General features: G+C 73.2%; 19 protein-coding genes and 1 pseudogene. 15 read left to right on the forward strand and 5 right to left on the reverse strand.

What is annotated here, in order from left to right; translation table 11 throughout:
• Positions 1 to 121 (forward strand): annotated as a pseudogene (locus ACLJT4_RS35135) (2-hydroxy-3-oxopropionate reductase); the annotation flags it as partial.
• An 87-nt stretch (positions 122 to 208) separates the two neighbouring features.
• Here the strand turns inward: ACLJT4_RS35135 and ACLJT4_RS35140 are convergent.
• From ACLJT4_RS35140 to ACLJT4_RS35150, 3 genes are all read right to left on the reverse strand, one after another.
• The gene (locus ACLJT4_RS35140; protein WP_411128710.1) at positions 209 to 1,447 is read right to left on the reverse strand and encodes an ATP-binding protein; all 1,239 of its coding nucleotides are present in this window, start codon (positions 1,445 to 1,447) and stop codon (positions 209 to 211) included.
• A gap of 107 nt (positions 1,448 to 1,554) precedes the next feature.
• The gene (locus ACLJT4_RS35145) at positions 1,555 to 2,007 is read right to left on the reverse strand and encodes a hypothetical protein (RefSeq protein WP_411128712.1); all 453 of its coding nucleotides are present in this window, start codon (positions 2,005 to 2,007) and stop codon (positions 1,555 to 1,557) included.
• Positions 2,008 to 2,202: 195 nt separating this feature from the next.
• Entirely contained in the window at positions 2,203 to 3,459 is a 1,257-nt protein-coding gene (locus tag ACLJT4_RS35150) for a cytochrome P450 family protein (protein ID WP_411128714.1), read from the reverse strand.
• A 170-nt stretch (positions 3,460 to 3,629) separates the two neighbouring features.
• Between ACLJT4_RS35150 and ACLJT4_RS35155 the strand changes: the two genes are divergently transcribed.
• The 3 genes from ACLJT4_RS35155 to ACLJT4_RS35165 all read left to right on the forward strand — a co-directional run bounded on the left by ACLJT4_RS35155 (position 3,630) and on the right by ACLJT4_RS35165 (position 5,960).
• On the forward strand, positions 3,630 to 3,857 hold the full coding sequence (locus ACLJT4_RS35155; RefSeq protein WP_275461458.1) for a hypothetical protein: 228 nt from the start codon (positions 3,630 to 3,632) through the stop codon (positions 3,855 to 3,857).
• Between the two features lie 127 nt (positions 3,858 to 3,984).
• Positions 3,985 to 5,454: an AlkA N-terminal domain-containing protein gene (locus ACLJT4_RS35160; RefSeq protein WP_411128716.1), complete on the forward strand. Its 1,470-nt coding sequence runs from the start codon at positions 3,985 to 3,987 to the stop codon at positions 5,452 to 5,454.
• A complete protein-coding gene (locus ACLJT4_RS35165) occupies positions 5,451 to 5,960 on the forward strand; it encodes a methylated-DNA--[protein]-cysteine S-methyltransferase (protein ID WP_411128718.1) in 510 nt (169 codons plus the stop codon). The genes ACLJT4_RS35160 and ACLJT4_RS35165 overlap by 4 nt, the downstream gene beginning before the upstream one ends.
• Before the next feature lie 58 nt (positions 5,961 to 6,018).
• On the opposite strand, the gene ACLJT4_RS35170 is transcribed toward ACLJT4_RS35165, so the two are convergent.
• Together ACLJT4_RS35170 and ACLJT4_RS35175 are read right to left on the reverse strand one after the other, a co-directional pair.
• The gene (locus ACLJT4_RS35170; protein WP_366408425.1) at positions 6,019 to 6,783 is read right to left on the reverse strand and encodes an SDR family oxidoreductase; all 765 of its coding nucleotides are present in this window, start codon (positions 6,781 to 6,783) and stop codon (positions 6,019 to 6,021) included.
• A gap of 202 nt (positions 6,784 to 6,985) precedes the next feature.
• Complete coding sequence (locus ACLJT4_RS35175) at positions 6,986 to 7,966, reverse strand: ScbA/BarX family gamma-butyrolactone biosynthesis protein (protein ID WP_411128720.1); 981 nt, start codon at positions 7,964 to 7,966, stop codon at positions 6,986 to 6,988.
• Positions 7,967 to 8,141: 175 nt separating this feature from the next.
• Between ACLJT4_RS35175 and ACLJT4_RS35180 the strand changes: the two genes are divergently transcribed.
• The 11 genes from ACLJT4_RS35180 to ACLJT4_RS35230 all read left to right on the forward strand — a co-directional run bounded on the left by ACLJT4_RS35180 (position 8,142) and on the right by ACLJT4_RS35230 (position 20,720).
• Positions 8,142 to 8,828, forward strand: coding sequence for a ScbR family autoregulator-binding transcription factor (locus ACLJT4_RS35180; RefSeq protein WP_411128722.1), 687 nt, complete (start codon positions 8,142 to 8,144; stop codon positions 8,826 to 8,828).
• 760 nt (positions 8,829 to 9,588) lie between these two features.
• Positions 9,589 to 12,015: an MFS transporter gene (locus tag ACLJT4_RS35185; protein WP_411128724.1), complete on the forward strand. Its 2,427-nt coding sequence runs from the start codon at positions 9,589 to 9,591 to the stop codon at positions 12,013 to 12,015.
• Between the two features lie 973 nt (positions 12,016 to 12,988).
• Positions 12,989 to 13,687 carry a DUF4232 domain-containing protein gene (locus ACLJT4_RS35190; RefSeq protein ID WP_038523945.1) on the forward strand — a complete coding sequence of 233 codons (699 nt, stop codon included), beginning with the start codon at positions 12,989 to 12,991 and terminating at the stop codon, positions 13,685 to 13,687.
• A gap of 157 nt (positions 13,688 to 13,844) precedes the next feature.
• Positions 13,845 to 14,924, forward strand: coding sequence for a hydrogenase expression protein HypE (locus ACLJT4_RS35195; protein ID WP_411128727.1), 1,080 nt, complete (start codon positions 13,845 to 13,847; stop codon positions 14,922 to 14,924).
• 66 nt (positions 14,925 to 14,990) lie between these two features.
• Positions 14,991 to 16,772, forward strand: a complete 1,782-nt coding sequence (locus tag ACLJT4_RS35200) for a nickel-dependent hydrogenase large subunit (RefSeq protein WP_275461449.1) — start codon at positions 14,991 to 14,993, stop codon at positions 16,770 to 16,772.
• Positions 16,769 to 17,317: a hypothetical protein gene (locus ACLJT4_RS35205; RefSeq protein ID WP_411128729.1), complete on the forward strand. Its 549-nt coding sequence runs from the start codon at positions 16,769 to 16,771 to the stop codon at positions 17,315 to 17,317. The genes ACLJT4_RS35200 and ACLJT4_RS35205 overlap by 4 nt, the downstream gene beginning before the upstream one ends.
• Positions 17,314 to 17,961 carry a DUF5947 family protein gene (locus ACLJT4_RS35210; RefSeq protein WP_411128731.1) on the forward strand — a complete coding sequence of 216 codons (648 nt, stop codon included), beginning with the start codon at positions 17,314 to 17,316 and terminating at the stop codon, positions 17,959 to 17,961. Before ACLJT4_RS35205 ends, ACLJT4_RS35210 begins: the two co-directional genes overlap by 4 nt.
• Positions 17,958 to 18,653: a DUF6084 family protein gene (locus tag ACLJT4_RS35215; RefSeq protein ID WP_411128733.1), complete on the forward strand. Its 696-nt coding sequence runs from the start codon at positions 17,958 to 17,960 to the stop codon at positions 18,651 to 18,653. Before ACLJT4_RS35210 ends, ACLJT4_RS35215 begins: the two co-directional genes overlap by 4 nt.
• Positions 18,650 to 20,047, forward strand: coding sequence for a hypothetical protein (locus ACLJT4_RS35220; protein ID WP_411128735.1), 1,398 nt, complete (start codon positions 18,650 to 18,652; stop codon positions 20,045 to 20,047). The genes ACLJT4_RS35215 and ACLJT4_RS35220 overlap by 4 nt, the downstream gene beginning before the upstream one ends.
• Complete coding sequence (locus tag ACLJT4_RS35225; protein ID WP_411128737.1) at positions 20,044 to 20,625, forward strand: hydrogenase maturation protease; 582 nt, start codon at positions 20,044 to 20,046, stop codon at positions 20,623 to 20,625. The genes ACLJT4_RS35220 and ACLJT4_RS35225 overlap by 4 nt, the downstream gene beginning before the upstream one ends.
• Positions 20,619 to 20,720 carry a DUF6893 family small protein gene (locus ACLJT4_RS35230; RefSeq protein WP_020930701.1) on the forward strand — a complete coding sequence of 34 codons (102 nt, stop codon included), beginning with the start codon at positions 20,619 to 20,621 and terminating at the stop codon, positions 20,718 to 20,720. Before ACLJT4_RS35225 ends, ACLJT4_RS35230 begins: the two co-directional genes overlap by 7 nt.
• Positions 20,721 to 20,733 lie beyond the last annotated feature (13 nt).

Consider the following 20,733-nt stretch of genomic DNA (forward strand, 5'->3'; position numbering starts at 1 on the left):
CGTCGGCTCCGTCGTCGCCTCCCTCGTCGCCTCCCTGCGCGCCCAGGGCGACGGCGGCCTGGACCACTCCGCCCTCCTGCGCGGCGTGGAACGCCTCTCCGGTTACGACCTCAAGGGCTGAGACCCGGTAGCGGTCCCGGACCGCGACCGGCACCGGACAACCGGCGCTGTGACCGCCGCACTGCGGTCACGGCGCCGGTTCGCCGTTTTATGCCGCGTCCTCGTCGCCGGCCGATGAGGACGCGGCCCCGGCGGCCGGGCCGAGGTCGAGGGTCGCTCGGGCGCCGCCACCGGGCAGGTTCTCGAAGCGCACGCGCGCCCCCAGCACCCGCGCCTGACCGACGACGATCGTCAGGCCCAGGCCCAATCCCCGGCCCCGGGCACCCGTGCGGAACCGCCGCGGGCCCTCGCTGAGGAGCGCGTCCGGAAAGCCGGGGCCGTGGTCCCGGACGCCGACGACCGGTCCCGCCACCTCGACCACCACCGGCGGCGCCGCGTGCCGGTGGGCGTTGGACACCAGGTTCGCGATGATCCGCTCGACCCGACGGGGATCGGTCCGCACGGTGCCGTCCCGAACGACCCGGACCTCCGCGGCCTTCCCCGTCCGCCGCACGGCCCGTTCGGCGAGCGCGCTCACCAGGACGTCCGCGCAGTCCGCCTGCTCGACACCGGGGACGTCCAGGCGCGCCACCTCCAACACGTCCTCCACCAGGTCGCGCAGGGCCGTGACGGACGTGGTGACCAGCTCGGTGGGCCGGCCCGGGGGCAGCAGGCCGGTGGCGGTGACCAGCCCGGCGACCGGGGTGCGCAGCTCGTGCGCGATGTCCGCGGTGACCCGCCGCTCGGCCTCCAGACGGTCGTTGAGGGCGTCCGCCATGGTGTTCACGGCGGCGCCCAACTGCCCGATCTCGTCCTTGCCGGCCCGCCGGACCCGGGCGGTGAGGTCACCGTCGGCGATCTGCCGCGCCGCCTTGGCGGACGCCCCGATCCGGCGCCCGATGACGGCCGCCGCCCCGCCGCCCAGCGCGCAGCCCAGCACCGTGGTGGCCATCCCGGAGCCCAACAGCACCCGGTCGAGGTCGGCCAGCGCCCGGGCCTGCGGGGCGTAGGAGCGGCGGACGGCGATGACCTCGTCCCCCTGGCGGGCGGCGGCCCACATCACCGGTCCGTCGGCGCCGCCGGGCGCGCTCAAGTAGGTGGCCCGCACCGGGCGTTCGGTGACGGCCCGCCGCAGGGCGGCGGGCAGCTCCGGCGGATCGAGCAGGGCGCTGCCACCGGTGCCGGAGGCCGCGTCGTGCAGGGCCTCGACCAGCAGGTCGTCCACCGCGGTCCGGGCGTTCTGCTGCTGGTTCTCCGCGGTGCGGTGGTGGACCAGGAACCCGATGACGGCGGCGGCCAGTGCGGTCGTCAGGGCGATGACCAGCGCGGTCTTGGTACGCAGCCCCATGGTTCAGCCCGCGGTCGGGCACCCGCGGGGGCGGGTGGTTGGGTCCTCGCGCCCGTGGCGCGGCGGGGGCGGCGGGACGGCCGGGACGGCGTTCATGGCGGGGCCGCTCACGGTGCGGGGACGGGCAGGGGAACGTCGCGCAACTCGCGCGCCCGGTCGGGCGGCAGGTCCGCGGACCGGACCGTGGCGCGGGTGTAGTAGGAGACCCGCTCGTGGTGCTCCAGCCCGGAGAGTTCCACCGTGGCCGGGTAGCCGGACGACGCGCAGCCGGGCAGGCACCACATGCCGCCGACCCGGCCGGTGGCGACGGCCTGGGGGCCGCCCCAGCGGCGCCAGCTCAAGCTGGACAGCGAGGCGTGTTCGGTGAGTGCGAAGTGCGCGGGCCGCCCCAGGGGCTGGCCCATGGCGTCCGCGGCGTACACCGGCCCGTGGGTGGCACCGGACTGCGGAGCCGCGCCCTCCACCCGCAGCGGGGCGACCTCCCCGCACCCCGCCACCGCCGTGAGCGCGACGGCCAGCGCCAGTGCGGGCGCCGGACGCATCGGCTTCGGCTTGCCCACGGGCACCCTCTCGGTCGGACGGGTCGGACGGGTCGGACGGGTCGGACGGGTCGGACGGGTCGGCGGACCAGGGGTAACCCTGGAGGTCGCCAGCATCATACATTCCGCTTTTTTCGACCAAATCAATTCATAGTGCACGAGAATGGATGGGGTGCGTGCAAGGGGCGTCCGCCCCGCCCGCCTCCGCGGGAGCGGTCAGTCCCGACCCTCCGGTGCCTCCCGCAACGGCCCCAGGAGCACCGGCAGTTGGGCCGGTCCGCGCATCAACCGCGTGCGCCGCCACGTGACCCCGTCCGCGCCGTCGGAACTCCCGGCGCCCTGGCCCCAGCCCGCTGCCAGCCGCAGTCCGGGGAACCGCGCGAGCAGGACCTCGAACGCGATCCGCGCCTCGGCGCGGGCCAGCGGCGCCCCCAGGCAGTGGTGCGGACCGTGCCCGAACGACAGGTGCCCGCCCGCGCCCGACCGGGCCAGCCGCACGGCGTCCGGCTCGTCGAACCGCGCCGGATCGCGATTGGCGCCACCCGGGGAGACCAGCACCACGTCCCCCGCTCCGATGCGGACCCCGCCGAGGTCGAACGCCTCGGTGGCGTAGCGGAAGGTCGCCAGCGTCACCGGCGCCTCGTACCGCAGGAACTCCTCCACCGCGGCCGGCAGCAGCCCCGGATCGTCCCGCAGGCGGGCGTGCAGCGCGTCGTCACGGAGCAGGGCCAGCGTCCCGTTGCCGATCAGGTGCGTCGTGGTCTCGTGCCCGGCGACCACCAACAGCACGGCCAGCGAGACGAGTTCACGCTCGGACAACCGGTCGCCGGCGTCCCGGGCGGCGATCAGCGCACTGAGCACATCGTCCCCGGGCGCCGCGCGCCGGGCCGCGATCAGCTCCGCCACGTACCCGGCCAGGGCATGCGAGGCCCGGTCGGCGGTGTCCGGGTCCGCCGCCGCGAACAGGTCGTCGGACCACCGGCGCACCACGGCCCGGTCCGCCTCCGGCACCGCCAGCAGCTCGCAGATCACCGCGATCGGCAGCGGCACCGCGAACCCCTCGACCAGATCGACCGGACCGCCGGCAGCCCCCGCCGACCGCCCCAGCTCCGCGGCCAACCCCTCCGCGATCTCCCGGATCCGCGGCTCCAGCCGGCCCACCGCCGCCGGGGTGAAGGCCGCCACGGCCAGCTTCCGCAGCCGGCCGTGGTCCGGCGGATCGGTGGCCAGCATGCTCTGGCTGACCGCCGGTGCCAGATCGCGCCCGGAGGGCCGATTGGCGAAGTAGCGGGCGGTGTCCTTCGAAAGCCGTCGGTCGGCCAGCGCCGCACGCGCCTCGGCCCAACCGGTCACCACCCACGTCGTGCGGTCCTTCCCGGTCCGCACCCGCTGCACCGGGCCGCGCGCCCGGAGCGCGGCGAGCAGCGGATACGGATCCCGGGAGAACTCGGCGGATTCCATGGGGTCGTTCACTGGCGTCCTCGGCTCTCGCTCGCGGTTCGGGTCCGCGCCCGCCGTCCCGGGCCGGCCCAGGACCACGCCCGCACCGGCGCCGGCGGCACCGCCCGGCCGGGATCCCAACCACCCGGGTGAGATCAGGCCGCCGACGTGCGAGCGCGCGGAGCCCGGCGCACGCTTGAGGCATGTCCGAGCATCCGCCTGTCATCGTGCACCCACCGACCCCGTCCGGTGGACGCCGGGTGACCGTGCACGGGCAGATCGTCGGCCTGGCCCACGGCCGCGGCGACGTCGCGGAGTTCCTGCGCCGCGCGGGCGTCGCCGATCCGGCGCACGACGTCTCGCTGGACGACCCCCGCCTGATCGAGTGGCGCGGCGGCTCCCTGGACGACTGGCCGATGCCGCCGGCGTGACGGCCCCGCCCCGGCCGGTGGAGCGGGCACCGTCCGCCGACCGACCACAGAGGCACCCACCGCACCAGACGCCATGTCCGATTTCCGCCAGAGCGCGGGCGCGGGATGGCGCACAGTGGGGGGTGTGATGAGTGAGGACAGCAGGTACGAGGCGGTGCGGAGCCGGGACGCCAGGTTCGACGGGGCGTTCTTCTTCGCGGTGTCCACCACCGGGATCTACTGCCGGCCGAGCTGCCCCGCCACCACCCCGCGACGGCGCAACGTCACCTTCTTCCCGACCGCCGCGGCGGCCCAGGGCTCCGGCTACCGGGCCTGCCGGCGGTGTCGCCCCGACGCGGTCCCCGGCTCGGCCGAGTGGAACGCCCGGGCCGACGTCGTGGGACGGGCGGTGCGGCTGATCGGCGACGGGGTGGTCGACCGGGAGGGCGTCGCCGGGCTGGCCTCCCGGCTCGGCTACAGCGCCCGGCAACTCCAACGGCAACTGACCGCCGAACTCGGCGCCGGGCCCACCGCACTGGCCCGGGCCCAGCGCGCGCACACCGCACGGGTCCTGTTGCAGACCACCGGCCTGCCGATCGCCGAGATCGCCTTCGCCGCCGGCTTCGCCAGCGTCCGGCAGTTCAACGACACCATCAAGGAGGTCTACGCCCTCACCCCGAGCGGGCTGCGGGCGGTCCGCCCCGGCGCCCGTAGCGGCCCGACGCCCCCGCCCGGCACGCCCGGCATACTGCCGCTGCGGCTCGCGTTCCGCGGCCCGTACGCGGCCCGGCAGGTCTTCGACCAGTTGCAAGCGCAGGCGCTCGGCGGGATCGAGGAGGTCACCGGGGCGCCCGGCCGCCGCACCTACCGGCGGACCCTGCGGCTGCCGAACGGCACCGGCATCGTGGAGGTCGACGAGGTGATCGGCGACGGCTGGCTGGACTGCCGCCTGCACCTCGCCGAACTGCGCGACCTCACCACCGCCACCCAGCGCGTCCGCCGCCTCTTCGACCTCGACGCCGACCCGTACGCGGTCGGCGAACGGCTCGGTGCGGATCCCGTGCTGGCCCCGCTGGTCGCCCGTTCCCCCGGACTGCGCTCCCCGGGCACCGTGGACCCGGTCGAACTGGCGGTGCGGGCCGTCCTCGCCCGCCGGACCGGACCGGCCGCCGGCCGGGACCTGGGCGAACGCCTGGTCGCCGGCTACGGGGAGCCGCTGCCGCGCCCCGTCGGCGGCCTCACCCACCTGTTCCCGCGGGCCGGGGAACTGGCCCGGGCCCCGCTCGCCGGGCTCGCCCCGTCCCCGTCGCGGGCCGCCGCACTGCGGGCCCTCGCCGCGGCGCTCGCCGCCCGGGACGTCGTCCTGGACGCCGGCACCGACCGCGACCACGCCGAACGCGCCCTGCGCGCACTGCCGGGCATCGGCCCGTGGACCGCCGGTTACGTGCGGATGCGGGCCCTGGGCGACCCCGACGTCCTCCTCGGCACACCGCCTCCGGGCACCACTCCGGCACTCTGGAGCCCCTGGCGCTCCTACGCCACCCACTACCTCCACGCGGCCGACCCCGCCGGCACCCCGGCCCGGCACTCGCCCCAGGAAGAACGGATCGACGCATGACCCTGTACGCCACCCTCGACAGCCCTCTGGGCGAACTCCTGCTGGTGGGCGAGCGATCGGCCACCGCGCCCGGCGGCACCGCACTGGCCTCGCTCTCGGTGCCGGACCAGAAGCGCGGGGCGGTCGTCCAGGAGGGCTGGACCCACGACCCGACCGCGTTCGCCGAGATCGCCCGCCAGCTCCGCGCGTACTTCGACGGCGCGACGGCACCGTTCACCGTCGAGTGCGTCCCCCGCGGCACCGAGTTCCAACAGCGCGTCTGGACGGCGCTGGAGGCCGTCCCGCGCGGCACGACCACCACCTACGGCGCGATCGCCACCGCCATCGGCGCCCCGCGCGGCGCTGTCCGCGCCATCGGGACGGCCATCGGCGCCAACCCGCTCCTGGTGGTCCGCCCCTGCCACCGTGTCATCGGAGCCGACGGCTCGCTCACCGGATACGCGGGCGGCCTGGCGCGCAAGCGGCTGCTGTTGGACCTGGAAGGCGCGGCAGCGGACGCCGCCTGAGACGGCGCGGCCCGGCCCGGGCGCTCCGGACGGGGGTCGGAGCACCCGGGCCCGGCCGTCACAGCATCGACCCGCCGGTCACGTCGATGCGCTGGCCGGTGATCCAACGAGAGTCGTCGGAGGCGAGGAAGGCGACGACGTCGGCGATGTCGGTGGGCTGCCCGATGCGGTTGAACACGGAATAGGCCGCCAGTGCCGCCCGTTGCTCAGGCACCGCCGTCCGCGCCGCCGTCACGTGGGTCTCGACCCAGCCCGGGGCGAGGGCGTTCACCGTGATGCCCCGCGCGCCGAGATCCTTGGCGAGGGTACGGGTGAGCGTGTCGATGCCGCCCTTGGAGACGCTGTAGGCGATCGACGACGGGTACGCCGTACTGGTCACCGCCGACGAGATGTTGATGATGCGTCCGCCGTCCCGCATGCGGTGCAGGGCGTGTTGGACGATGAAGAACGGCGCCTTGAGGTTGATCGCGACGGTGCGGTCGAACTCGTCCTCCGTGGTCTCGCCGATGTGCCCGGAGAACCGCGTCGCTGCGTTGTTCACGAGTATGTCGAGACCCGGTTCGGCGCCGTACGCGGCGAGTTCGGCGTCGAAGGCGGCGAACAGGGCCGCCGCGTCGCCGGGCACCCCGAGCTCCGCGCCTATGACGAAGGCCCGCCCGCCCTCGGCCTTGATGCCGTCCAAGGTCTCCTTGGCCGCTACGTCATCGGTGTTGTAGTGCACGGCGACCAGCGCACCCTCCCGAGCGAGGCGCTGGGCTATGCCCCGGCCGATGCCCCGGCTCGAGCCTGTCACCAGTGCGGTCTTTCCGTTGAGGTCACCCATGTCGTCGTTGGCCTTTCTCGTTCCGCGGCCGGCGTGCGCCGACGCGGACTGTCGATCTCGTGCTGATTGCGGGGCAACGGGGTGCGTTGCCGGGCGTTGCGGTGCGACGTTCCGTGCGGGTGCGTCAGCCCGTCCGCCTGCTGTGAGGATGCCTGGCCGGTCCGGCCCCGCGCCATGCGGCGCAGAAGGCCGGCACGGTCCTTCAGTCGCGTTCGTCCTGCGCGGTCAGGGTGCATAGGAACACCGGCTCACCGTCCTGAACTCCCGTGACCCGGACGGTCGCGGTGCCGGGCGCGGACGCGACCCGGCTGGCCTCGATGACACAGGGGGTTCCGTGCTCGGCATAGCGGCTGAACTGCATGTCGAAGGTGTGCGGCGCGAAGCGCTCGGGCGCGGTCAGGGCGTGCGCGGCCTGCTGTGCGGCATCGACCAGCACCATGCCCGGGACGTGGTCGTTGGCCGGGTTGACGACCGCGGCATGGCCGGGGGCGATGCGCAGGTGCCAACGCCCGGGCCGGTTGGTGGGGGAGAGCAGGACGTCGTGCTCGGTGTCGCTGCCGGTCAGCTGGGGGACGACGGGCGATGGCAGGGGTCCGACGTCGCGCTGGGCCGTCAGATGCTCCCCGCGGATCCGGCGGTAGACGGCGGGGGAGGCCACGGTGACGTGGGAGTGCCCGACCACGACGACCTGGTCCGCGGTGCGCATGGTCATGTCGAAGCGTCCGCTGGTCAGCGTGGTGCGTCGGGTGCGCAGGCTGCTGCAGGCGACGTCGATCGTCAGCGTGGTGGGTCCACCGTCGGCGGGGAGGTGCTCGGGCCGCATGGTGTAGACGAGGTCACCGAGGATGAAGTGGTGTCCCACCGGCACGTTGAATTCGGTGTGCGAGAGCAGCAGTCCGGCCTGGCGAATGGTTTCACCGGTCAGGATGAGCGAGTCCCGGCCACGCCGCGGCGCGAAATACCCGTGATCCCGTGGCCAGTGGGCGGTGACCGAGAAATGACAGTCGTCCACGCGACTCCAGGACGTGACCAGAATGTCGTCGACGACCGGACGGTGCACGTATTCACAAGGAACTGGGGCGTCGGTGCGGTTCTGCTGGGCGTCCCGCTCGTCCTGATCCGGACGTAGCTGGTGCGGGGCCCTGGGCTGTACCGCGCCGCTGACGTGCATCGTGTCGCTCATGTATGCCCCCAGGCGTTTTTACAGGTTGAGGTCCGTCGCTGATAAGATACGTACCATCCGGTTTTATTTTCAATGCCGGGCTGACGGAAAGAGGAAATAGGCTGACCGAGCGGAGACTTGAGCTCCAGCGAGCGGTTGGCACACTTGAGGAATTCGAGAGACAGGAGGCGTTCCTGTGGCACAGCAGGACCGCGCGATTCGGACCCGGCGAATGATCTTGGAGGCGGCGGCATCGGTCTTCGACGACCGAGGGTACGATCGCGCGACCATCGCCGAGGTTCTTGAACGCGCCGGCGTGACGAAGGGCGCCCTGTATTTCCACTTTGCTTCCAAGGAGCAGTTGGCGCTCGCCGTGCTGAATGAGCACGTGCTGGACATCGCCGTGGAGCCGCAACAGGTCAGACTGCAGGAATTCGTCGACGCGGGACAGGTGCTCGCGTACCGCCTGCGCAACGACCCGATCCAGCGGGGGGCGGCTCGGTTGGCCGTCGAGCAGGGCTCCACCCACCTCGATCGCAAGCAGTCCATGCTCTCCTGGACCCGGTTCGTCGAGGGATTGCTGAGCGAGGCGCGGGAGCGCGGCGAAATCATGGAGAGCGTGGACGTGCGTGACACCGCCGAACTGTTCGTTGGTGCGTTCGCAGGGCTCCAAATGATGTCCCACGCGCTGACCAACCGTGCTGACCTCGGCCATCGGTTGGCCGTCTTCTTCGAGCACACGCTGCCGAGCATCGCGGTGCCCGCGGTGCTCGCCAAGCTCAAACTGGATCCCGAGCGCGGGGAGAAGATCGACGCCGCATTGCAGGAGAAGGCCGTGTCGAGTGCGCAGCCCCAGGGCGATGGCGAGGCCGTGGCGAGCTGACCGACCCCGGCCCGGGATGCTGGCCACGGGCCTCATGCGGGGCTGAAATATACCGCGCACGCGGTGTTGAAGGGTGAATCCTCAGTGGTTGTGCGGGATGACCCCGGCGGGAAATCCCTCATGCCGTGGCGGGCGGCGCCCGACCTTGCGCGCGGAGCCTTCCCGGACTGTGCCGTCGGCGTCGTGCGGCTCGGGGGATCGGTGCTCGGAATCGGCTCGAACCGGGTTGGGGTGGATGTACTGTGCGCGATGCGGCGGCGCGGAAGGCCGTGCCGGGCCTGGGGCGGTAGATCCCCCGGTGTGCCGGTACGTCGGTTCCGTCCCGGCGTGCCGTCAAGCGGTGCGCTCTGCTCTTGACCCGCTCTTGATCCCTCGGGCGACCGATTGTCAGTGGCGTGCGGTTCACTGGATTCCACGTGCGCAACGGGATCGGGATCGAGGCCGGGGGAGGGCCGATGGACGGGGTGACGAGTGGGTGCGGGCGAGGTGCGGTGCCCGGGCGGGCCGGAGAGGCTGAGGGGCCGAGGGGGTCGACCGGCCGTGCCGCGTACGGAAGTTGGTGTGGTGCTCGGGTGTACACGGCGGGCGTGAGGGAGATCACTGCCCACGGTGCGAGACGGCCCACTGGCCTGGAATAGCCCCTTGCGCTGAAACGTTCGTCATGCACGTATCAGGGGGTGTATTCCCCTGCCCGCGTAGCGCGCACCGCAGCGCACGGCGCACCCTTTCGCTTGCTCCTGCCGCCCTGGAGGCCGCCCGCATGTCCCAGACGACGACCGACCAGCTTCCCGTGAGGACGGCGGACTCCGCCGCCGGGCCGCCGCCCGCCCCGCTCCCCGCGAGCGGGCACCGCAGAGCGCGCGCCGGCCTCGTCCCCGTCCTCGCCTTCGCCGGCATCGTCGTCGCGGTGATGCAGACGCTGCTGGTGCCGGTCATCAAGGACCTGCCGACGCTGCTCGGCACCGCCTCCAGCAACGCCACCTGGGTCATGACGGCCACCCTCCTCGCCGGGGCCGTCGCCACCCCCATCATGGGGCGTCTCGGTGACCTCTACGGCAAGCGCCGGATGCTGCTGGCGAGCCTGGCCGTCATGGTCATCGGCTCCCTGATCTGCGGATTCACCAGCCAGTTGCTCATCATGATCGTCGGCCGGGCGCTCCAGGGCTTCGCGATGGGCGCGATACCCCTCGGCATCGGGCTGATGCGTGACGAACTGCCCCGGGAGCGGCTCGGCTCGGCCATGGCCCTGATGAGCTCCTCGATCGGCGTCGGCGGTGGTCTGGCGCTGCCCGTGGCGGCGTTGATCGCCCAACACGCCGACTGGCACACGCTGTTCTTCGCCGCCGCCGGGCTCGGCGTGCTGTCGATGCTGCTCACTCTCTTCGCCGTTCCGGAGACCTCGGTGCGGGCGCCCGGACGCTTCGACGTCGCCGGCGCCATCGGCCTGTCCGCCGGACTCGTCGCCCTCCTGCTGCCGATCACCAAGGGCAGTGACTGGGGTTGGGCATCGCCGCGCACCCTCGTCCTGTTCGGGGTCGCCCTGGTGATCCTGGTCCTGTGGGGCGTGATGGAGCTGCGGATCGCCGATCCGCTGGTCGACCTGCGCACCAGCGCCCGGCGCGAGGTGCTGCTCACCAACCTCGCGTCCATCACCGTCGGAGTGGCGTTCTACGCGATCTCGCTGGTGCTGCCACAACTGCTCCAACTGCCCAAGTCGACCGGTTACGGCCTCGGTCAGTCGATGGTGGTCGCCGGGCTGTGCGTGGCCCCGCTGGGGCTGACGATGATGGTCGTGGCACCGGTGTACGCCCGGATCGCGGCCCGCCGCGGCCCCAAGGTCTCGCTGTTGCTCGGCATGCTGATCATCGGCGTCGGCTATGGCGGCGGGATCGGCCTGATGCAGGCCCCCTGGCAGACCGTGATCATCGCGGTGGTGGTCGGCGCGGGCATCGGCCTGGCGTACTCCTCGCTGCCGGCGCTGATCATCAAGGCCGTCGACCCGTCCGAGACCGGCGCGGCCAACGGCCTGAACACCCTGATGCGTTCGATCGGCACCTCCGTGTCCAGCGCCGTGATCGGCATGGTGCTGGCCCACATGTCCGAGCCGCTGGGGCCGGTGGCGGTGCCGACGATGGCCGGGTTCCGGGTCTCGTTCCTGATCGCCACGGCCGCGGTCGTGCTCGGCGTGCTGGTGGCGGCCTTCCTGCCGTCCCAGCGGAAGGCGACCGGCACACGGGTGGCGCAGAGCACGGAGGGCACTCCGGCCGCCGGCCAGGAGTCGACGGCGGTCCGGCCGACGGCTCCTTCCCCGGGTGCGGTCGCGTCCGAGGAGCCGAGCGCGGCCGGGGCGCCGGTCGCGGAGCAGACCGAAGCGGCCGAGGCGGTCGGTGCGGGCTTCCGCGGGCGGGTCGTCGATTCCGCGGGTGGGCCGGTCGCGGGCGCCACGGTCACGTTGATCGACCGGCACGGGCAGCAGGCCGGGGTCACCACGGCCGCGGCCGACGGCAGCTATGCGCTGGCCGTCCCGACCGCCGGCACGTACGTCCTCACCGGCGCCGCCCCGGGCCACACCCCGCAGGCCGCCTCGGCCACGCACTACGGCGAGGGCACGGTCGCCGAGGTGCGACTGGCCCTGGTGCCCACCGGCAGCCGGCTCCGCGGCACCCTGCGGGGCGGTCCGGACGGCGCGGCGCTGACCGGCGCCGGCGTGGTGGTCACCGACGGCCGGGGGGACGTGGTGACCTGCACGTCGACCGACGCCGACGGGCATTGGGAGGTGGGCCAGTTGCCGGACGGTGACTACACACTCGTCCTCAGCGCCGCGGGGCACCAGCCGGAGGCCCTTGCGGTGCAGTTGACCGGCGCTGACGGGACGGACTCCCCGAACCGGCCGGGCAGTCAGGACGTGCGGTTGCGGCCGACCGCCACGGTGCGCGGTACCGTCCGCGGGCCCGACGGACGGCCGTTGGCGGATGCCGCCGTGACGCTGCTGGAGGACGGCACGGTCACCGGCCACACCGTCACAGGCGCGGACGGCGCCTACGCGTTCGCAGACCTGAAGGGCCGTCAGTACACGCTGTCGGCGGCCGGGTATCCGCCGCACGCGGAGCCCATATCCCTGACGGGCGGTGCCGACGAGCGACTGGACCTCGACTTGGCCCAGCCGGGTGCCGGCGGCGGGCGCTGACGCCCCACCACGACGACCCCCACGACGACCCCCACCACGACGACCCTCCCCGTCGGCCCCGCCTGCCACGGCCGACGGGGCGTCGTCCCGGACCGGCGGCCGGGGGAGGCTGCCTGCCCGGGGCGGGGAGTTGCCAACTCCGCCTTTTCGCACGCCAGTTGAGAGGCGGAAGGCCCCGGGAGGGGTTGGGATCCGGCCCTCGACGGTGGGGCTCCGCCCGGTGGGCGTCGCCCTGCGGCAACCGTCGGCCCGCGCACGTAATCCCCGGGCGGGCCTCGCGCCTACGCCCGCGCCTCTGCCCCGCCACCTTCGCGCTCGCCGCCTCCCCGCCGCCTCCTCCCGGGCCCCGGCAACGGCCCGCGCCACTCGCGCGCGCCCGGCCGCCATCGAGCGGAGCGGAGGAGTGCCACCGCAGGGGGCCGGTCCGGAAACGCCGTCAGTTGCGGACGGCGCGGCGCCAAGGTAGCGCGGCCGGGTGACTGGTGGCCTGTGGCCGGAAAGTGCCGTCGCCGTGCAACCCCGGCGTCAAGGAGAGCGTCTCGTCCACACCCTATGGTGGGATTTCGGTCGAGTGCGGACCCCCGGTCCGCCCCGGGCGCGCAGCGACTCCCTCGGCACCGGCGCTCGGGGATCGGCCCTGCGCACTTACCAGTGGCATGGGGCCGCGAGGTGGGGCGCCTGGGAATTCATGGGTTTTCTGAGGCCCGTGAGCAGGAAGGCTGAAACGGCCGAACCTCGTAGTGCCGCGCCCGCAACCGCGCGGATTTCTGCGAGCCTGGGCGGCGCACCGGAGTTCCGCCTGGTCACACCGGGCGCCGGAGCAGCGTCGAGCCGGGCGTGCGGCCTCGTTAGCGGGGTGTTAGTGCCTCGTTAGCGGACCGGCAGTGCCCGGGAGCACGCTGGAAGAGCAACGGACGGACCGTACGCACCCACTGATACGAGGGTACCCACCAACCCCAGACGAGGGGGACTCATGTCGCTCACCTTCAAGACCCTCGGCCGCGGCCGCCGTGTCGCCGCCGGATCGCTGATCGCCGTCACCGCGCTGACGCTCTCCGCCTGCCAGAACGGCACGGACGGCGCGTCGAAGTCCTCCTCGGCCGCGGCGCCCGCCACGTCCAGCGCGAACGGTGCGCCGTCGGCCGGTGGCAGTGCGCAGTCCGCCGGCAACGGCGCCCGGCCCTCCGGCGTGGCCAAGCCCTCCGCCGGCTCCCCCGGGGTCCCCAACGCGAGCAAGGCCAACCCCTCGGGCATGACCGACCCGGACCGCTGCACCGCCGCGAACATGTCGCTGCACATGGGCCGCACCGACATCGGCGCGGGCAACATCCGGGTGCCGCTGGTCTTCACCAACAAGGGCAAGAAGGCGTGCTCGCTGCGCGGCTTCCCGGGCGTCTCGCTCATCCAGCGCGACGGCTCGTCGGTCGGCACGCCCGCCTCCCGCGAGGGCGGCGCCGGCGGCAGCGTGCGGCTGCAGCCCGGACAGAGCGCGCACGCGGTGCTGCACACGGTCAACGAGGGCGTCTCGGACATCCCGTGCTGGAAGAACTCGCAGATCGTGTTCGTCTACCCGCCCGGCTCCAAGGAGTCCATGACCACCGGCAGCAGCGGGCTGCGGGTGTGCGGCGGCACCTTCACCGTCACCACGGTGGAGGCGGGAGTGCCGTCCTGACGGCAGTCCCTCCCCGGGCCCGAGGGCCGTTCCGGTGCTGGTGCGTCACCGGAACGGCCCTCGTCGGCTCTCCTCGTTCCCCCGGCGGTGTTACCAAGGTGAACGGAAGCCGTGCCGAGCGCTTCCGCTGCCCACCTCCCCGAGGAGGCACATCGCCATGGATGCCGCACCTGCCACCGCGACCACCCCGTCCGCCCGGAAGGACGAGGAAGAGTCCCCGATCCACATCCTCTGGATCAACGCCGGTCTGAGCTGCGACGGTGACTCGGTCGCGCTGACCGCCGCGACCCAACCGAGCATCGAAGAGATCGCCCTGAGCGTGCTGCCGGGTCTGCCGAAGATCCAGGTGCACTGGCCACTGATCGACTTCGAGAGCGGGCCCACCCAGGGCGCGGACACCTTCATCGAGTGGTTCTTCAAGGGCGAGCGCGGTGAGATCGACCCGTTCGTGCTGGTCGTCGAGGGGTCCGTCCCCAACGAAGCCATCAAGCCGGAGGGTTACTGGTGCGGCTTCGGCGACAACCCGGAAACCGGGCAGCCGATCACCACCAGTGAGTGGATCGACCGACTGGCCCCCAAGGCGCTCGCCGTCGTCGCCATCGGGACCTGTGCCACCTACGGCGGCATCCACGCCATGGCCGGCAACCCGACCGGCGCCATGGGCGTGCCCGACTACCTGGGCTGGGACTGGAAGTCCAAGGCCGGCATCCCGATCGTGTGCGTGCCGGGCTGCCCGATCAAGCCGGACAACTTCTCCGAGACCCTGGTCTACCTGCTCTACCAGGCGGCCGGCGCGGCCCCGATGATCCCGCTGGACGACCAGCTGCGACCCACCTGGCTCTTCGGCGAGACCGTCCACGAGGGCTGCGACCGGGCCGGGTACTACGAACAGGGCCAGTTCGCCACGACCTACGACTCGCCCAAGTGTCTGGTGAAGATCGGTTGCTGGGGTCCCGTGGTCAAATGCAATGTGCCCAAGCGGGGCTGGATGGACGGCATCGGCGGCTGCCCCAACGTCGGCGGGGTCTGTATCGCCTGCACCATGCCCGGCTTCCCCGACAAGTTCATGCCGTTCATGGACGAGCCGCCCGGCGCCAAGCTCTCCAGCACCGCCAGTTCCGCCTACGGCAACGTCGTCCGCCGACTGCGCGGCATCACCGCCCGGACCGTGGACCACGAACCCAAGTGGCGGCACCGCGGCGAGCAGCTGACCACCGGCTACCGCCGGCCCTGGTGACCCCACCCCTACCCGACGCTCCGTCAGATCCCCACCCCGGCACGCGAAGAAGGGCATGGCACAGAAATGGCACCGAAGACCAAGACGGCCGGTGACGGCAGCGGTCTGACGGAGATGTCCTGGGACCCGATCACCCGGATCGTGGGCAGCCTGGGCATCCACACCAAAATCGACTTCAAGCAGAAGCGCGTCGCCGAGTGCTACAGCACCTCGTCGGTCTTCCGCGGCTACAGCGTCTTCATGCGCGGCAAGGACCCGCGCGACGCGCACTTCATCACCAGCCGGATCTGCGGGATCTGCGGCGACAACCACGCGACCTGTTCCGTCTACGCGCAGAACATGGCCTACGGCGTCAAGCCCCCGCACCTCGGCGAGTGGATCATCAACCTCGGCGAGTCCGCGGAGTACATGTTCGACCACAACATCTTCCAGGAGAACCTGGTCGGGGTCGACTACTGCGAGAAGATGGTGCGGGAGACCAATCCGGGCGTCTGGGAGCTGGCCCAGCGCACCGAGGCCCCGCACGCCGGCGAGCACGGCTACCGCACCATCGCCGACATCATGACCTCCCTCAACCCCATCGAGGGCGAGTTCTACCGCGAGGCGCTCCAGGTCAGCCGCTACACCCGGGAGATGTTCTGCCTGATGGAGGGGCGCCACGTGCACCCCTCCACGCTCTACCCGGGCGGCGTGGGCACGGTGGCCAGCGTCCAGCTCTTCACCGACTACCTCAGCCGGCTGATGCGCTACGTCGAGTTCATGAAGCGCGTGGTGCCGCTCCACGACGACCTCTTCGACTTCTTCTACGAGGCGTTGCCCGGCTACGAGGAGGTCGGCCGGCGGCGGGTGCTGCTCGGCTGTTGGGGCGCCCTCAACGACCCCGAGCACTGCGACTTCACCTACCGCAACATGACGGACTGGGGCCGGCGGATGTTCGTCACCCCGGGCATCATCGTGGACGGGAAGCTCGTCACCAACGACCTCACCGAGATCAACCTCGGCATCCGCATCCTGCTCGGCAGCTCCTACTACCAGGACTGGGAGGGCCAGGAGCAGTTCGTCACCCACGACCCGCTCGGCAACCCCATCGACCCGCGCCACCCCTGGAACCAGCACACCATCCCCGCCCCGCAGAAGCGGGACTTCAACGACAAGTACAGCTGGGTGATGTCGCCGCGCTGGTTCGACGGCAAGGAGCACCTGGCGCTGGACACCGGCGGCGGCCCGATCGCCCGCCTGTGGTCCACCGCGCTCTCCGGGCTCGTCGACACCCCGTACGTCAAGGCCACCGGCAACAGCGTCGTCATCGACCTGCCGCGCAGCATGACCCGGCCCGAGACCCGCTTCGAGTGGAAGATCCCGAAGTGGAGCAACGCGCTGGAGCGCAACCGGGCCCGCACCTACTTCCAGGCGTACGCGGCGGCCATGGCGCTGCACTTCGCCGAGCAGGGGCTGGAGGAGGTGCGCGCCGGGCGCACCCAGACGTGGGAGAAGTTCGAGGTGCCCGACGAGTCCATCGGGTGCGGGTTCACCGAGGCGGTGCGCGGCGTCCTGTCGCACCACATGGTGATCCGCGACGGGAAGATCGCCAACTACCACCCGTACCCGCCGACGCCGTGGAACGCCAGCACCCGCGACTCCTACGGCACCCCCGGCCCCTACGAGGACGCCGTCCAGAACACCCCGATCTTCGAGGAGAACTCCCCGGAGAACTTCAAGGGCATCGACATCATGCGGGCGGTGCGCAGCTTCGACCCGTGCCTGCCCTGTGGCGTGCACATGTACGTCGGTGGCCGGACCGTCGAGACCATGCACGTTCCCACCGGGCTGAGCGGGCTGGCCGGATGACCGCGCCCGTCGCCGCCCCGGACGCCGAACTGACCGGCCGTCGGGTCGAGGAACTGCTGGACCGGCTCGCCGGGCAGGGCGACGCCGCGACCGTGCAGACCGCCGAGGAACTCGTCCGGGTCCTGATGGACTTCTACGGCGCGGGGCTGACCCGCGTCATGCAGCTGGTCGAGCGGCGCACCGGTGACGCCGGGCCGCGGGCCGCGCTGTTGGGCGACGCCCTCGTCAGCAGCCTGTTGGTGCTGCACGACCTGCACCCCGAGGACGCCGCCACCCGGATCGACCGGGCGCTGTCCAGCGCCCGGAGCCAGGACGCGGTCACCGTCGAGGAGTTCGTCCCGGAGACCGGGGCGCTGCGGTTGGTGGAGAGCGCCTCCGGCGGCTGCGGGTGCGGCGCCGGGGCCGACCGGTCCGCGGTCGAGGGCGCGCTGTCGTGCTTCGTGCCGGAGGTGACCTCGGTCGGGTGGGAGACCCGGGCCGCCGCGCCGGAGCCGCCCCTGCTCCAGATCTCCCGCCGTCCGCCGACCGCCGCCCCGGCGACGTGAGCGCCCCGCGGACCGCCGCCGCCCACCGGGGCCTGCGGCGCTTCCGGGCCCCCGCGCCCCCGCTGCCCGAACGCTGCGAACTGTGCGGCACCGAACTCGGCGGCCGGCACCGCCACCTCGTCGACACCCGCAACCGCGGACTGGCCTGCGCCTGCCCGCGCTGCGCGCTGCTCTTCGAGCGGCCCGGGGCCGGCGGCGGGCAGTTCCGCACCGTGCCGGACCGCTTCCTGTCCGACCCCGCGCACCGCCTCGACGAAGCCGTCTGGGACCGGCTGCGGATCCCCGTCGGCGTCGCCTTCCTGCTGGACAACACCGCCCTGGGCCGGGTGGTGGCGCTCTACCCCAGCCCGGCCGGCGCCACCGAGAGCGAACTCGACCCGGCCGCCTGGCAGGCCGTCCGCGACGCCACCCGCCTCGCCGACCTGCTCGCACCCGACGTCGAGGCGCTGCTGCTGCACCGCGACGACGACCGCACCGACTGCCACCTGATCCCGGTCGACCTGGCCTACGAACTCACCGGCCGGCTGCGGCTGCTGTGGCGCGGCTTCGACGGCGGCGCCGAGGCCCGCGCCGCCCTGGCGGACTTCTTCGCCGACATCACCCACCGGGCCCGCGAACCGCGCGAGGAGGCCCGGCGGCCGTGACCGAGCTGTCCTTCGACTGCACCGGCGTCCGCGCCGACCGCTACGCCGCCGCCCCGACGCTCCTCTTCCGGCTGCGGATCACCGCCGCCGACGGGGCGCGGGTGCACGCCCTGGCGCTGCGCTGCCAGTTGCGCATCGAACCTGCCCGCCGCGACTACGACGACGAGGAGACCGCCGCGCTCGCCGACCTCTTCGGCGCCCGGACCCGGTGGAGCAACACCCTCAAGCCCCTCCAGTTCGCCCAGGTCTCCCAGGTGGTCCCCGGTTTCACCGGCGAGACCGAGGTGGACCTGCCGGTCCCGTGCAGCTACGACCTGGAGGTCGCCGCCGGCCGCTACGTGCACGCCCTGCGCGACGGCGAGGTACCGCTGCTGCTGCTCTTCTCCGGCACCGTCTTCTCCGGCCCGGGCGGCTTCCAGGTCTCCCCGGTGCCCTGGCACAAGGAAGCCGAGTGCCGGCTGCCGACCGCCGTGTGGCGGGAGATGACCGACACCCACTTCCCCGGCTGCGGCTGGCTGCGGCTGCCGCGGGAGAGCCTGGACGCGCTGTTGGCGTTCCGGTCCCGGCACGCCCTGCCGTCCTGGGAGGCCACCGTCGCGGCGCTGCTGGCCGCCGCGGAGGGCAGCGGGCCGGGCTCCCGCGGCTTCCCCAGCGCCGTCGTCCGCCCCGCCACCGAAAGGACCGCACCGTGACCACCTCCGCGCCCACGGACACCCCGGCGGACCGGTTCGCCGCCGCCCGGCAGGTCGCGGACGCCGTGCTCTTCGAGGGCTACGTCCTCTACCCCTACCGGGCGTCCGCCGCCAAGAACCGGCTGCGCTGGCAGTTCGGCGTCCTCGTGCCGCCGGGCTGGGGCGCCGACCGGGCCGAACACTCCCACCAGCGCACCGAATGCCTCGTCGAACCCCGCGCCGGCGCCCGGCTCACCGTCGAGCTGCGGTTCCTGCGCACCCAACGCCGCACCGTCCAACGGCGGGGCCCCGACGGGGAGTTCGAGGACGTCGCGGAACTGGAACTGCCCGACCGGGTGCTGGTCCCCTGGGACGAGGGCACCGAGGAACGCTGCCCGCTCGACGTGGCGGTCGCCGACCTCGTCGGGGACGGCGTCACCGTCCCGCTGGTCTGGCCCCCGGGCGAGGACACCGAGCCGGTGCACGACGCGGACGGCCGGGTCGTCGGCCGGCTGGTGCGCCGCCGCGAGGAGATCAGCGCGGTGCTGCGGCTGACCGCGCAGGAGATCGCCGGCCCGTACGCGGTGCTGAAGCTGACCGCGACGGTGCGCAACACCAGCGGCTGGGTCCCGGACCCGGCGGCGGACGACCGGGACGCGGCGCTGCCCCGCTCCCTCGTCGCCGCGCACCTGTTCCTCGGCGTGACGGCCGGTCGGTTCCACTCCCAGACCGACCCGCCCGAATGGGCCCGCGGCGCGGTCGCCGACTGCCGCAACGAACACACCTGGCCGGTGCTGGCCGGTCCGCCCGGGAGCGCCGAGGTGATGCTGTCCGCCCCGATCATCCTGGAGGACCACCCGGAGATCGCCCCTGAGAGCCCCGGGGCGCTCTACGACGCCCTGGAGATCGACGAGATCCTCGCCCTGCGCACCGCGGCCCTGACCGACCAGGAGAAGCGCGAGGCCCGCGGCACCGACCCCCGGGCCGCCGAGGTGATCGACCTCGCCGACGGCATGCCGCCCGAGGTGCTGGAGCGCCTGCACGGTGCCGTCCGGGCGCTGCGCGAGGTCACCGGACCCGACCCGGCGCCGGACCCGGCCCGCCCCGACACGCCCTGGTGGGATCCGGGCGGCGACCGCGACGTGGACCCCCTCACCGACCGGATCACCCTCGACGGCCGCTCGGTCGGGGCCGGCAGCCGCGTCGTCCTGCGCCCCGGACGCCGCCGCACCGACGCCCAGGACCTCTTCCTGCACGGCCGCGCCGCGCAGGTCGAGGCAGTCCTGCACGACGTGGACGGCGGGGTGCACCTCGCGGTGACCGTCGACGGCGACCCGGGCGCCGACATCCGGCGCGAACAGGGCCGGTTCCTCTACTTCCAACCCGACGAACTCGCGCCCCTGGAGAACGAGTGAGCAGCGCCGCGCCCGCCACCCCGCCGTCCGGCCGCACGCTCGTCGCGGGCGTCGGCAACATCTTCCTCGGCGACGACGGCTTCGGCGTCGAGGCGGTCCGCGCGCTCGGGGCGCACGCCCTGCCCGACGGGGTGGAACTCGTCGACGCCGGCGTCCGCGGCGTACACCTCGCCTACCGGATGCTGGACGGCTACGCGACGGTGCTGCTGGTGGACGCCGCGGCGCGCGGCGGCGAGCCCGGCTCGCTCTACCTCCTCGACGCCACCGACCCCGCCGACGCCGCCCCCCGCCGCGGCAACACCCCGATCGACGCCCACCACATGACCCCGGACGCCGTCCTGGCGCTGCTCGACACGCTCAGCGCGGGCACCGGCGCGCGGCGCCCGGAACGCGTCCTGGTCGTCGGCTGCGAACCCGCCGACACCGCCGAAGGGATCGGCCTGAGTGCGCCGGTCGCCGCCGCCGTCGACGAGGCCGTCCGCCTCGTGCTGCGGCTGGTCGGCGCCGACGCCGACGCATCGGAGCCGGCCGCCACCGCTGCCCCGGCCACCACGGAGAGGAACACCACACCATGTTGAAGCTCGCCCTCGGCGGCGTCCTGGCCGCCGCCCTCGCCCTCGCCCTGCGCAACCTGCCCGACGTCAGGCGCTACCTGCGGATGCGCGCCATGTGACGCGGGCCGGTCC

This window comes from Streptomyces sp. x-19 (genome assembly GCF_046549115.1).
GTDB lineage: Bacteria > Actinomycetota > Actinomycetes > Streptomycetales > Streptomycetaceae > Streptomyces > Streptomyces albulus_C.

Coding starts and splice junctions, on each gene's coding strand:
- ACLJT4_RS35160 (WP_411128716.1), top strand. CDS start 3,985: ATGAGTGAGGACAGCAGGTACGAGGCGGTGCGGAGCCGGGACGCCAGG.
- ACLJT4_RS35155 (WP_275461458.1), top strand. CDS start 3,630: ATGTCCGAGCATCCGCCTGTCATCGTGCACCCACCGACCCCGTCCGGT.
- ACLJT4_RS35175 (WP_411128720.1), bottom strand. CDS start 7,966: ATGAGCGACACGATGCACGTCAGCGGCGCGGTACAGCCCAGGGCCCCG.
- ACLJT4_RS35200 (WP_275461449.1), top strand. CDS start 14,991: ATGGCACCGAAGACCAAGACGGCCGGTGACGGCAGCGGTCTGACGGAG.
- ACLJT4_RS35185 (WP_411128724.1), top strand. CDS start 9,589: ATGTCCCAGACGACGACCGACCAGCTTCCCGTGAGGACGGCGGACTCC.
- ACLJT4_RS35230 (WP_020930701.1), top strand. CDS start 20,619: ATGTTGAAGCTCGCCCTCGGCGGCGTCCTGGCCGCCGCCCTCGCCCTC.
- ACLJT4_RS35190 (WP_038523945.1), top strand. CDS start 12,989: ATGTCGCTCACCTTCAAGACCCTCGGCCGCGGCCGCCGTGTCGCCGCC.
- ACLJT4_RS35170 (WP_366408425.1), bottom strand. CDS start 6,783: ATGGGTGACCTCAACGGAAAGACCGCACTGGTGACAGGCTCGAGCCGG.
- ACLJT4_RS35205 (WP_411128729.1), top strand. CDS start 16,769: ATGACCGCGCCCGTCGCCGCCCCGGACGCCGAACTGACCGGCCGTCGG.
- ACLJT4_RS35195 (WP_411128727.1), top strand. CDS start 13,845: ATGGATGCCGCACCTGCCACCGCGACCACCCCGTCCGCCCGGAAGGAC.
- ACLJT4_RS35165 (WP_411128718.1), top strand. CDS start 5,451: ATGACCCTGTACGCCACCCTCGACAGCCCTCTGGGCGAACTCCTGCTG.
- ACLJT4_RS35140 (WP_411128710.1), bottom strand. CDS start 1,447: ATGGGGCTGCGTACCAAGACCGCGCTGGTCATCGCCCTGACGACCGCA.